At 58.3% G+C, this 12,331-nt stretch carries 13 protein-coding genes; 4 read left to right on the forward strand and 9 right to left on the reverse strand.

The annotated features are described in order from the left end of the window. Positions 1 to 45: 45 nt before the first annotated feature. From cysS to AC0V6L_RS00480, 8 genes are all read right to left on the reverse strand, one after another. Entirely contained in the window at positions 46 to 1,491 is a 1,446-nt protein-coding gene (cysS, locus tag AC0V6L_RS00445; RefSeq protein ID WP_486152124.1) for a cysteine--tRNA ligase, read from the reverse strand. A 149-nt stretch (positions 1,492 to 1,640) separates the two neighbouring features. Beyond that, on the reverse strand, positions 1,641 to 2,300 hold the full coding sequence (locus AC0V6L_RS00450) for a nitroreductase (protein ID WP_486152126.1): 660 nt from the start codon (positions 2,298 to 2,300) through the stop codon (positions 1,641 to 1,643). After that, positions 2,297 to 2,596 carry a type II toxin-antitoxin system RelE/ParE family toxin gene (locus AC0V6L_RS00455; RefSeq protein WP_486152128.1) on the reverse strand — a complete coding sequence of 100 codons (300 nt, stop codon included), beginning with the start codon at positions 2,594 to 2,596 and terminating at the stop codon, positions 2,297 to 2,299. Before AC0V6L_RS00455 ends, AC0V6L_RS00450 begins: the two co-directional genes overlap by 4 nt. Next, positions 2,593 to 2,880, reverse strand: coding sequence for a ribbon-helix-helix domain-containing protein (locus tag AC0V6L_RS00460; RefSeq protein WP_486147048.1), 288 nt, complete (start codon positions 2,878 to 2,880; stop codon positions 2,593 to 2,595). Before AC0V6L_RS00460 ends, AC0V6L_RS00455 begins: the two co-directional genes overlap by 4 nt. 84 nt (positions 2,881 to 2,964) lie before the next feature. Further along, on the reverse strand, positions 2,965 to 3,312 hold the full coding sequence (locus AC0V6L_RS00465; RefSeq protein WP_486152130.1) for a hypothetical protein: 348 nt from the start codon (positions 3,310 to 3,312) through the stop codon (positions 2,965 to 2,967). Next, positions 3,309 to 5,153 (reverse strand): cobaltochelatase subunit CobT, encoded by a 1,845-nt coding sequence (gene cobT / locus AC0V6L_RS00470; RefSeq protein ID WP_486152132.1) that lies wholly within the window; start codon positions 5,151 to 5,153, stop codon positions 3,309 to 3,311. Before cobT ends, AC0V6L_RS00465 begins: the two co-directional genes overlap by 4 nt. 9 nt (positions 5,154 to 5,162) lie before the next feature. After that, complete coding sequence (gene fsa, locus AC0V6L_RS00475; RefSeq protein ID WP_486147054.1) at positions 5,163 to 5,816, reverse strand: fructose-6-phosphate aldolase; 654 nt, start codon at positions 5,814 to 5,816, stop codon at positions 5,163 to 5,165. After that, the gene (locus AC0V6L_RS00480; protein ID WP_486152134.1) at positions 5,813 to 6,001 is read right to left on the reverse strand and encodes a hypothetical protein; all 189 of its coding nucleotides are present in this window, start codon (positions 5,999 to 6,001) and stop codon (positions 5,813 to 5,815) included. The genes fsa and AC0V6L_RS00480 overlap by 4 nt, the downstream gene beginning before the upstream one ends. On the opposite strand from AC0V6L_RS00480, the gene AC0V6L_RS00485 reads away from it, so the two are divergent. Further along, positions 6,000 to 6,677, forward strand: coding sequence for a DUF2490 domain-containing protein (locus AC0V6L_RS00485; protein ID WP_486152136.1), 678 nt, complete (start codon positions 6,000 to 6,002; stop codon positions 6,675 to 6,677). The two genes, AC0V6L_RS00480 and AC0V6L_RS00485, sit on opposite strands and share 2 nt — an antisense overlap. A gap of 16 nt (positions 6,678 to 6,693) precedes the next feature. On the opposite strand, the gene AC0V6L_RS00490 is transcribed toward AC0V6L_RS00485, so the two are convergent. Further along, the gene (locus AC0V6L_RS00490; protein ID WP_486152138.1) at positions 6,694 to 7,398 is read right to left on the reverse strand and encodes a DUF4197 family protein; all 705 of its coding nucleotides are present in this window, start codon (positions 7,396 to 7,398) and stop codon (positions 6,694 to 6,696) included. A 56-nt stretch (positions 7,399 to 7,454) separates the two neighbouring features. On the opposite strand from AC0V6L_RS00490, the gene AC0V6L_RS00495 reads away from it, so the two are divergent. The 3 genes from AC0V6L_RS00495 to AC0V6L_RS00505 all read left to right on the forward strand — a co-directional run bounded on the left by AC0V6L_RS00495 (position 7,455) and on the right by AC0V6L_RS00505 (position 12,314). Further along, the gene (locus AC0V6L_RS00495; RefSeq protein ID WP_486152140.1) at positions 7,455 to 9,635 is read left to right on the forward strand and encodes a primosomal protein N'; all 2,181 of its coding nucleotides are present in this window, start codon (positions 7,455 to 7,457) and stop codon (positions 9,633 to 9,635) included. 15 nt (positions 9,636 to 9,650) lie between these two features. Further along, positions 9,651 to 11,228, forward strand: coding sequence for a cryptochrome/photolyase family protein (locus AC0V6L_RS00500; RefSeq protein ID WP_486155025.1), 1,578 nt, complete (start codon positions 9,651 to 9,653; stop codon positions 11,226 to 11,228). Between the two features lie 291 nt (positions 11,229 to 11,519). Then, a complete protein-coding gene (locus AC0V6L_RS00505; protein ID WP_486152142.1) occupies positions 11,520 to 12,314 on the forward strand; it encodes a hypothetical protein in 795 nt (264 codons plus the stop codon). The last annotated feature ends 17 nt before the right edge of the window (positions 12,315 to 12,331 follow it).

Here is a 12,331-nt window from a genome sequence, read left to right on the forward strand (position 1 = left end):
GCCAGGCAGGAGCAAGGCCGGCCGCTCTGCTACGCCTGCCTTGCCTCAGATCAGCTTCCACTCCCAGCCCAGCGGATCGCCGTCCATCACATCGACCCCTTTGGCAGCAAGATCATCGCGGATTGCATCGGACGCTGCGAAATCCTTTTCGGCGCGTGCGGCTTTGCGAGCAGTCAGCGCCTGTTCGATTTCAGCCTCGTCTATCTCAGCCGCTTTGGGCCGGATGCGCAAATCCTTGCGAGCGAGGTCAAGCAGGCCCAGCCCCAGCACCGCGTCCATATGTTCGATCACGGCGCGCTTAACCCCGGCATCCACCTTTTTGGTGCCGAGAGCATCTTCCAAAGCAGTGAGCGCCACTGGGGTGCCCAGATCATCGCTGATCGCCTCGTCAAACTTAGCCAAGGAAGCGGCGAATTTGGGATGTTCAGCTTGCGGCTGCGGCTCGGCATCTGCGAGCCGCTCCGCCTGCATCACCATGCGCTTGAGCCGCGTCAAAGCCGCCTCCAGCCCTTCCCAGCTGAATTCCAGCTCTGAGCGGTAATGCGCTTGCAAGCACATCATCCGATAAGCGAGCGGGTGATAGCCTTTGCCGATCAGCAATTGCAGCCGCAGAAATTCGCCGGAGGATTTGGACATCTTGCCAGAGCGCTCAACCAGAAAGTTGTTGTGCATCCAGATATTCGCGCCCGAATTGCGCGCCTCGCCCAGTCCCTCGCAACCGCAAAACGCCTGGTTTTGCGCGATTTCATTGGGGTGGTGGATTTCGCGGTGGTCGATCCCGCCGGTGTGAATGTCGAAGGGAAAGCCGAGCAATTTCTCGCCCATAACCGAGCATTCCAGATGCCAGCCCGGCGCGCCTTTGCCCCATGGGCTGTCCCATTCCATCTGGCGCGTTTCACCCGGCGGCGTTTTGCGCCAGAGCGCGAAATCGGCAGCGTTGCGCTTGCCTTCGACCGCGTCGATGCGGCCTTCCCCCTCCTCAGTAACCGCGCGGGCAAGTCTACCGTAATCCTCAATCGAAGAGACGTCGAAATAAAGACCGCTTTCGATTTCGTAGATGTGCTTTTCAGGCATCGAATTGACGAAGTCGATCATCTCTTCGACATAGTCCGTCGCGATCGACCATTTGGCAGGCTCGCGGATATTGAGCGCTTTGACATCGGCCCAGTAAGCCTCGGTATAATGCTTGGCGATGTCCCAGATGGATTGGGCTTTTTCCGCCGCCATCTTCTCCATCTTATCCTCGCCCTCATCCGCGTCATCGGTGAGGTGCCCCACATCGGTGATGTTGATGATGTGAGTGAGTTTGAGCCCGTGATGGCTTAGCGTGCGTCCCAGTACATCGGCAAAGACGTAGGCGCGCATATTGCCGATATGGGGGTAATTGTAGACCGTCGGCCCGCACGTATAGACCCGCGCCTCACCATCATGGACGGGGGTGAAGGTTTCGATTTCGCGGGTGAGCGAGTTGAAGAGTTTGAGGTCAGTCATTTGCGATGCGCTTTGCCCAGCCAATGGCGGGCCGTCAATTCAATCGTCATTGCGAGCCGCAGGCGAAGCAATCCATCAACTTAGGTTCCAACAAGTGGGGAGGTCAGAAGATGGATTGCTGCAGGGCTGCGCCCCTCGCAATGACGAAGCTAGAACCCGAGAAACTTAACTTGATCCTCCAAAGGCACACGCTCACGCTCGTAATTGTTCACAGGCGCATCCGGATCGCGGTATCCAATCGCCATGCCGCAAAACAGCATATAACGGTCATGATCGAGGCCCAGAAACCCTCGGATTACATTCGCATAATACGCCATGAATTCCTGAAAGCAGCTGTCGAGCCCCTCTTCGCGCAGCAGCAGCGCCACCGTTTGCAGCCACATGCCCGTATCCGACCATTGCGGCTCTTTCATCAGGCGCGGGAAATAGACGAACATAACGGCCGGCGCATCAAAGCTGGTCGCATTGCGCCCCATCGCCGCCATGCGCGCCGCCCCGTCATCGCGCGCAATGCCAAGCGCGTCGAACATGCCTTTGGAAACGCCGTAAAGGCGCTCTTTATAAACGTCTTCCTGCTTGGGCGCATCCCAATCATATTCGAGCACTTGCGGCGGCGTAGAGGTGATTTTCGCCTGCAAATCCGCAAGCGGCTGGCCAGTGAGAACGGTCGCTTCCCAAGGCTGATAATTGCACCCCGACGCCGCCCAGCGCGCGGTATCCATCACGCGCTGGATGGTTTCGAGCTCCACGGGTTTGTCGAGAAATTCGCGGACAGAGCGGCGGGTGGTGACGGCTTGGGTTACGTTCATTTCTGGTCCTGTGAAAGAATGGCATCAATGTTCCGGCGTACATGCAGATAGCGCAGTATCAAGACTTCATGTTCGTTGGCTTCGAACACAACCTGATAATTACCGCGGCGCGAGCTGCGCACGTTATCTCCCCACTCTTTACGCAGGCGATAAGATTGAGGGCGTTCAATTAAGGCTGCAGAAAAGCCAATAAGCTCCTCGACGAATGTCTCAGCGCGTTCCGGGTTATCTCGGGCAATCTGTTGAGCGATATCAAGCAAATCCAAACGAGCCGCTGGCGTGATAGTGAGATTCACGCTTTTTGCCGCTGCTGCTCTTCCACCACAATTTGCCGAGTGTAAGCGCGAACTTCTTCAAACACGTCTTCGGCTGACAAAGAGCCTTCCGCTCTGGCCTCATCCAGCATTGCGCGGAAACGGGCATTTTCGGCCTCGCGCCGCTGCTCCTCATTGGTCCAATCGCGCAGAGCTTCACGCACAACCTCGCTCGTTGTTGCGTATTCCCCGCTCTCCACAGCAGCGCGCAATTTGGCGGCCATTTCTTCGGGCATGGTGACAGTGATGCGTTCGAGTTTGCTCATGCGTATGCAGATATCATACTTTGTGTGATCACGGCAAGATCGCGGTGCCGCGCACGCGGCAACTGGTGACGGCTTCAGATACGATCATTCAGGGAAGGTCCTTGTAACTTCTATCTTTCCGACAATTGCAGCATTGAAATCGTCAAGCTCCTCGGCAGGGATCCAGTATTCAGCGTGATCTTTGCCACCCGCCAACTGTACCTCGTGGTTGTCGAGGTAGTCTTTTCGCACTTCGAATCGTGTCACAAAGCCAGATCCACTCGCCCTCACATTCCAGTCACGGGCAATCTTGATTGCGTATTCCTCTGTTGTGACCGGATAGAAGATTGGTTGCTCTGGCAAGCGTGGAGGCCAAGCTTTCCAATCTGCTTCCTCCACCAGCTTGAGTTCTTTAGGACCGGTCGGACGCCAAAGAGTAATCGTTTCAGTCACCGCCGCCCCCTGCCTGCGCCCTTCTCATCCTCAAACAGCTCAGCCAACTGCTCCATGATCGTGCCGCCCAGTTGCTCCACATCCATAATCGTCACCGCGCGGCGATAATATCGCGTCACATCGTGGCCGATGCCGATGGCGACGAGTTGCACGGGGCTGACGTTCTCGATCCACTCGATCACCCCGCGCAAATGCGCTTCCAAGTACCCTGCCGAGTTCACGCTCAACGTGCTGTCATCCACTGGCGCGCCGTCGGAGATTACCATCAGGATGCGGCGTTCTTCGGGGCGGTGGATTAGGCGGGAATGCGCCCACAAAAGCGCCTCGCCATCGATGTTTTCTTTGAGCAATCCCTCGCGCATCATCAGGCCCAGATTGCGCCGCGCGCGCCGCCATGGCTCGTCTGCCTGTTTGTAGAGGATATGGCGCAAATCATTGAGCCGCCCGGGCCCCTGAGGCTTGCCATCGGCCAGCCATGCCTCGCGCGATTGGCCGCCTTTCCAAGCGCGGGTTGTAAAGCCGAGAATTTCGGTCTTCACCCCGCACCGCTCCAAAGTGCGCGCGAGGATATCGGCACTGATCGCGGCGATGGAAATGGGCCGCCCGCGCATGGAGCCGGAGTTGTCGATCAGCAGCGTGACGATGGTGTCTTTGAACTCCACATCGCGCTCAACCTTGTAACTCAAAGCCGTGCCGGGCGAGACGATTACGCGGCTTAGGCGCGCTGCATCCAGAACGCCCTCTTCCTGATCGAAGTCCCAGCTGCGGTTCTGCTGCGCCATCAGGCGGCGTTGCAGGCGGTTCGCCAGACGCGTCACCACGCCTTGCAGCCCGGTTAGCTGGCTATCGAGATAAGCGCGCAGCCGGTCCAGCTCCTCTGCATCGCACAATTCTGGCGCTGCGATCTCTTCGTCAAAGCGGGTGGTAAAGGCCTGATATTCCAAGCCATCGGGAATGTCTGCGGCGGGCCGATTGGGGCGCACAGGGGCATTGGAGGCATCGCCTTCTTCGCCCGGTTCGCCGTCCTGCATCTCCTCTTCGGCGGCCATTTCGCCGTCAGCATCGCCATCGCCTTCACCCTCGGCCATTTCGCCTGCGGTTTCGGCCGATTTCGGATCGGCGTCGCCTTCCTGCTGCTCATCGCCGGATTGTTCGTCTTCGGAACCGTCATCTTCATCGCCGTCATCATTATCGGCTTCGTCAGGGGCATCGGTAGGACGGGTAAGGTCCAGATCGCGCAGCAAATCGAGAGCGAGATCCTGGAATGCCTGTTGGTCAGAGGCGCTGTCAACGAGGCTCTCAAGCCCTTCACCCACGGTCTCCTCGATCCAGTCGCGGACCATGGAAACGCCCGCTTTGGCGGCATCGGGGATCGGCTGGCCGGTAAGCTTTTCGCGCAGCATCAGGGCAAGCGCACCTTGCAATGGCACCTCGTCTGCCTTTTGCGCGCGAACGATGGGATCGGTGGTCAGACGCACCGATTGCGCGGTATCCAGATTGTCTGCCATCCCGGCGAAATTGTTCGAGCCCAGCGCTTCGTACCGCACCAGTTCAACCGCATCATAACATGCGCGTGCAACCGGTTCCGGCGGCGCGTTCACCGCGTGCAGCCCTGCATCGTGGTGGCGCAATTTCAAGGAGAAGCTGTCGGCAAATCCGCGCGCTTCGCTAACTTGTTCCGCTGGCAAATCGCGCGCCGGCAATGGCACACGGAACCTGTTGCCCGATGCGCCAGGCACATCCGCGCTCCAGGCAACCTCAACCTCCTCATCGCGCGCAATGGCGCGGCTGGCGCCGGTGAGCGCTTGCTTGAACAGATCGAGAGGGGATTCTTCGGACATATGCTCGCTTTACAGGATGGATTGCCCCGTCTTTTCCCAGTCGGCAAGAAAACCCTCAATCCCCTTATCTGTGAGGACATGGTTGAACAGCGAGTGGATCACTTTGGGCGGCGCTGTCATCACATCCGCACCGATTTTAGCCGACGCAAGCACATGGGTGACATGACGCACACTGGCGACAAGGATTTCGGTCTCGAACGCGTAATTGTCGTAGATCAGGCGGATGTCCTCAATCAGGTCCATCCCGTCAGTGCCATTGTCATCATGGCGGCCCACAAATGGCGAGATAAATGTCGCGCCGGCCTTTGCCGCAAGCAGCGCCTGATTGGCTGAGAAACACAGCGTCACATTGACCATTGTGCCTTCTGACGTGAGCGCTTTGCAGGTTTTGAGCCCGTCCACCGTCAGCGGCACTTTGATGCAGACATTGTCCGCGATCTTGCGCAGAATTTCTGCCTCTTTCATCATAGTCGCGTGATCAAGAGCGACCACTTCGGCGCTAACCGGGCCATCGACAATCCCGCATATCTCCTTGGTTACTTCCATGAAATCGCGGCCCGATTTGGCGATCAGCGAAGGATTGGTGGTGACCCCATCGAGCAAACCTGTTGCGGCCAGATCCTTGATCGGTTCAATCTCGGCGGTGTCGACAAAGAATTTCATGCGCGCTCGTCCCCATACTCGTTCGATTGATTCGGCGTCGGCAAGCGATGGCATAGCTGCAGGTAAGAGGCCAGATGCGCCGATGGGTTCTTATGCGATTGTGTGGAACCGCGCGGGTGCTTTTCCATTCTTGCTACCAGAACTTTTGCCAATTGCGCGGTGTTTGCGCCGCCGGAGATTTTCATGCGTTTGCTTGCCCCCTTTGCGGCCATGGCTGTTTTGCTTGGCGTCATTGCCGCCCCTGCTGCTGCGACCGAGGATGATTTCAACATCTGGGGCGGACAGTTTGTCTTTGTGGATCTGGACAAGGATGGCGATTGGTATGTGCGCGGCGAAGCGCAGGAGCGTTTTACCGATGATGCAGACAGGCTGGGCCAGCTTTTGCTGCGCAGTTTCATCGGATATCGCATAAACAAGGATGTGAATATTGGCGGCGGTTATGCCTATATCCTGACCGATCCGATTGGCCCTGCCGAGGTGAACGAGCACCGCTTTTACCAGGAGCTCAACGTCACTGTGTTCAATCGCGACGGGGTGAAACTGACCTCGCGCAATCGGCTGGAGCAGCGGACCTTTAAGGAAAGCAATGCGACCGGATGGCGTTATCGCAATCTGGTGCAATTGACCGTGCCGGTAAGCGAGAACAACAATCTTGTGCTGTATTCAGAGCCATTTATCGGCCTCAACGATGTCGCCAATAATGGCGAAGGGCTGACCGTTTGGCGCAATTTTGCAGGCGTATCGGTGCCGATCACGCAGCAGGTCAGCTTTACGCCCGGCTATCTTAATCAATATGTGTTCCGCGATGGGGAAGACCGGGTGCAGCACATCGCCAATATCGGTATCACCGCACGGTTCTAAGGCTTGCCAAGGCAGGCTAAAATGCGCGGCCCGCGCCCAAAACGCCGATCAGCAGGGGATCACCTGTTACACCGGGATCGGCGCGGATGGCCGCTTCCTCAATACCGATCTCTTGCCAGATCGCTTCGTTAAGACTGCCCGACAGGCGCGCCGCAATGCCGCCTGCATCCACTCCGGACACTTGATTGATAAGGTCGCGCACCAGCGGTTCGTTCGCAATCGCAATCGCATCGCCCAATTCGGGCACCAGAGCCTCCACCAGACCATCGCCGAATTCGCCGCGCAGGAACCCGGTTGCCGCTTTTGGTCCGCCGCCGATGATCGCAGCGGCGTTCTCAATGCCGATTGTGCGCACTGCATCGACCACCAGCGGAGCTGCTTTTTCAGAACCTTGCACCGCGATATCGGCAAAGGCATCCTCCAGCCGCGATTTGAACAGCGCTGATGTAAGCACCCCGGACAGCGACCGCCCCGAAAGGCCCAGCAATTGATCGACGCCCAGCCGCGCAACCTGCGCATCCCAGAACCCGCCATCCGCGGTAAGGCGCGCAAAGGCGTTCTCGCTTGATAGCAGCAAAAGGCGGCGCACCGCATCGACCAGGCTGAAACCGGGCAGCGTTGAACACGCTGGCACAGCCAATGCCGCCGCACCCAAAAGCCCCGCTTTTAAAACCCCGCGCCGATGCGATGGATTGCGCAATGCCTGTGGCAATTCGTTCATAGTTTCCCCTCTCACCTTGCGAACAGGCCATGTGCCAACCCATAAGGGATGCAATCATGCAACGCGTCCGTCTTCTTGTCCTTAATGCAGCACTTGGCGTGCTCGATTACAAGGTGCCCGAGGGCAAAGTTATCCCAGCAGGCAGCGTTGTAATCGCGCCGCTTGGCCCGCGCACGGTAACAGGGATCGTCTGGGACGAAGGGCGATTGCCCGGCGCTGAGGTGCCAGCGGAGAAATTGCGCGCCCTTCGTGAGATTATCGATGTGCCGCCGATTGCAGAACCCTTGCGGCGGCTGATTGAATGGACCGCGCATTATTATTGCGCCAATCTCGCCAGCGTCGCGCGCATGGTTTTGTCGAGCGGCGGCGCATTGGGCGGACCGACCAAGACGACCGAATACCGGCTGGTTGGTGGCGCGATGCCGGACCGCATGACCCCCCAGCGCGAAGCGGCGATGGAATTGCTCAGCGGCGAACAGGGCATCCTGCGCGAGCTTTCCGAGATTGCTGGCGTTTCGGCAGGGGTGCTGCGCGGATTGGTGAACCAGGGCGTGATAGAGCCTGTCGAGGTTGCCATTGACCGCCCCTACCCGCCTGCCCAGCCCGATTTTTACCTACCCGAATTGTCCGATGATCAAGCGCGCGTCGCAGGCCGAATTGTCGAGGCGGTGAAAGCGCGCGATTTTGCTCCCTTCCTGCTTGATGGGGTCACGGGGTCGGGCAAGACGGAAACCTATTTTGAACCGGTGGCAGAGGCGATCCGCGCAGGGCGGCAGGTTCTCGTCCTGCTGCCGGAAATCGCACTGACCGAAAATTTCCTCACCCGGTTTGAACAACGCTTTGGCAGCGCCCCTGTCCTGTGGCATTCCTCGCTTAAATCGACAGAGCGCAGGCGGGCGTGGCGCGCGATTGCCAATGGTCCGGCAGATGGCGGCGCGCAGGTGATCGTCGGTGCGCGTTCGGCCTTGTTCCTGCCTTATGCCGATCTTGGCCTGATCGTGGTGGATGAAGCGCATGAGGTCAGCTTCAAGCAGGATGACGGCGTGCGCTATAATGCGCGCGATGTTTCCGTGATGCGCGCGCGATTTGAGAAAATTCCGGTGGTGCTCGCCAGCGCGACGCCTGCTCTGGAAAGCCTGCATATGGCCAGCACAGGCATTTACGAAAAGCTTGATCTGCCCAGCCGATTTGGCGGTGCGCAATTACCCGATATCCAGCTGGTCGATCTGACGATTGAGAAACCGGGCAATGGCCAATGGCTGTCCAAACCGGTGATTGATGGGCTGGCAGCGCGGCTGGAAAAGGGCGAGCAATCTTTGCTGTTCCTCAACCGGCGCGGCTATGCTCCGCTGACTTTGTGCCGCAATTGCGGGCACCGGTTCCAATGCCCGCATTGCAGCGCGTGGCTGGTTGAACACCGGCTGTCTGCGCGTCTGTCGTGCCATCATTGCGGCTTTGAAACGCAGGTGCCCAAAGAATGCCCGGAATGCTCTGAACCGGATTGCATGGTCGCCTGCGGCCCCGGTGTGGAACGGATCGCGGATGAGGTCGCAAAGCTTTTCCCCGAAGCGCGCATCGCGGTGGCCACATCGGACACATTGGGCAATCCGGAAAAAGCGGCTGAGTTCATCGCTAAGGCCGAAGCCAAAGCGATTGATATCATCGTCGGCACGCAATTGGTGACCAAGGGGTTCCACTTTCCAGAGCTGACATTGGTGGGCGTGGTCGATGCGGACCTTGGCCTTGAAGGGGGCGATTTGCGCGCGGCGGAACGCACATACAGCCAGGTTGCCCAAGTTGCCGGGCGCGCCGGGCGCGGGGCGAAACCGGGCGAGGTCCTCATCCAGACGCGCCATCCCGATGCGCCCGTTATCGCTGCACTTGCCAATGGGGACCGCGACGCATTCTACGCGGCTGAAACCGATGCGCGCCGCGATGCAGGCGCGCCGCCATTCGGGCGCTGGGCCGCGATCATCATCTCTTCCGAAGACGATAAAGAAGCGCGCGAGGCTGCCAACCGGCTGGGCGACACGCGGCCAAACCGCGACGACCTTTATATCCTTGGCCCTGCCCCTGCCCCCATGGCTTTGCTGCGCGGGCGGTACCGCTACCGTTTCCTTGTGAATGCAAAGCGCAGCGCGAATTTGCAGCAAGTGCTGAACCACTGGACTGGCAATATCCAGTTCGCGCCCGGCGTGCGCGTGGGGATTGATATTGATCCTTATTCATTCGTGTGACGTAGCTGGATGACCATGGCAAAAAACCCGATCCTCGTGCCCGTTCTGGGCGATCAGCTTACCCGCACTTTGTCCTCTTTGAGAGGCCGCACCAAGGATGACACCGTCATCCTGATGATGGAGGTTTGGGACGAGGCGACTTATGTCAAACATCACAAGCAGAAGATCGTCCTGATCTTTTCGGCCATGCGTCATTTCGCCGCTGAACTCAGCGATGCTGGGTGGAGCGTTGACTATGTCAAACTCTATGATCCCGATAATGCTGGCAGCTTTACGGGCGAGGTTGCACGCGCGGTAGAACGCCATTCCCCGCGCGAAATTCATGTGACTGAAGCCAGCGAATGGCGGGTTCAGCGCGCGATCGAGGAATGGGCGGACAAGTTTCCCTGCCCTGCCCAAATCCTGCCCGATGACCGGTTCCTATGCACTCATGCAAAATTCCGTGATTGGGCCGAGAACCGCAAAGCGCTCACCATGGAGCATTTCTATCGCGAGATGCGCAAGGACACCGGTTTGCTCATGGAGGACGATGGCAAGCCGGTGGGGGGCAAATGGAACTATGACGCGGAAAACCGCGAGGCTTTGGAAGCGGACATTTTCATTCCCAAAGTCCCCAAATTCACCCCCGACGACATCACGCGCGAAGTAATTGAATTGGTCGAGGCGAAATTTGCAGACCATTTCGGCACGCTCGACCCGTTCGAATGGCCCGTCACCCGCGACGAGGCAGAGAAAGCCGCCGACGCGTTCTTTGCAGAGCGGATCGAGAATTTTGGGCCCTATCAGGACGCGATGGTGTTCGGGTCGGATGACCTTTACCACTCCATGCTTTCAACCAGCATCAATATCGGGCTGCTTGATCCGCTGGAATTGTGCCAGCGCGCCGAGCAAGCCTATAATGACGGCAAAGCGCCTTTGAATTCAGTGGAAGGGTTCATTCGCCAGATCATTGGCTGGCGCGAATATGTGCGCGGGTTTTACTGGCACTTTATGCCCGGACTGCAAACCGACAATCAGCTTGGGGCGGCGCGCCCCCTGCCCGAATTTTTCTGGACGGGCGAAACCGATATGCGCTGCCTGTCTGATTGTATCCGATCAACCCATAACAACGCACATGCGCACCATATCCAGCGGCTGATGGTGCTGGGCAATTTCTGCCTTCTCGCCGGGATTGATCCAGCCGATGTGCAGGACTGGTATCTGGCGGTTTATGCCGATGCGTTCGAATGGGTGGAATTGCCCAATGTTTCGGGCATGATCTTGTACGCCGATGGCGGGAAACTGGCGACAAAACCCTATGCAGCAAGCGGCAATTACATCAACAAGATGTCCGATTACTGCAAGGAATGCCGCTATAAAGTCGCTAAGAAAACGGGCGAGGATGCCTGCCCGTTCAACCCGCTTTACTGGCACTTTATGGACCGCCACCGCGACCGGCTTTCCAGCAATCACCGCATTGGCCGCATTTATGCGACATGGGACCGGATGGGCGATGAAAAGAAGCGCGATTATCTTGAAAGCGCCGATGCGTTTCTGGAAAGCCTCGAACCGGCACAGCCCGGCTGGGCGCGAGCGCAAGGTGATGAGGGATAAGCGGATTAAGCCAGCAACAGGCTAACCGCTCATACTGCTAGACGAATGCCATTTTAGCCGCCTTTTGCATGCGAATCGGCGCAGCTTACAGCAGGAGCGAAACGCTTTGCCGCGCGCACCTGACAATCGGCTGACAGGGCGTAAATCCAGCATTCAGCCAAATCATCGGCTTTCCGGGAATTTCTTAAAATCTGCATGCGCAACACGCTTGTTTCCGCACTTAGGCTTATGTGGTAATATTCTTCGCGGAGCGCTCCTACTCTACCCACCTGAAACAGTAGGAGTAACATCATGTCCTCGTTGCTTAACCGAACAGGAATTGGCCTGGTCGCAGCCGCTCTTTGCGGCCTGTGCGCGCCCGCCAATGCCGCAAACTTCCCATGCTTTGACGAAACCGCGATGCAATCGGCGCGCATCCACGACTTGCGGATTATGCTGATGGTCAATGCGCTGAAATGCCGCGCCGCCTCGCCTGCGACTTTGCGCAAATATGGCCAATTGCTCGATGCGCGCGGGCAGGAGCTGACCTATCACGGCGATCAGGTGATGGCCGATATGGTTGGCCGTTACGGAGATCGGCAGGGGCAATTGGCCTTTGACAGATACGAAACCCGGATCAGCAATTACCATTCGAACATCCAGCCCAGCCGCGAACAATGCGAGGATGTGAAATCCTTCATCAAACTGGCGGGCCGCGCGGATGATGATGAGATGGAAACCTTGTCCAAACTGGTAACCAATCGCGCGATCAACACCTGCATCGTGCCAGAAAGCAATGTCGCATTTGCCGCGCCTGCGCCAACAGCTGCGCCAATGCCTGCTGCGGCACCTGCTGCGGTCGCAGCCGCGCCGGTTGGGGCCAGGCAAGCACCCGAAATTGTCGATGGCATCCCAACTTACACCGCGCAAAACGCTCTGCCAGCCAGCGCGCCCGTACCGCTCGAAACGGTCGCGGTTGAAGCCGCCGCTGAGCCAACCGCCTCAGCGCCCGGGGAAGAGGACCGTTTGGGACAGGCCATCACCGCGCTTGATGCTGCGGCGGCTGCCTTGCGCGATTTGCGCAGCGAAGGTCCGGTCACGCCTTAAACGCGGCGCCATCCGGC

The organism is Erythrobacter sp. JB1-15 (assembly GCF_057365035.1).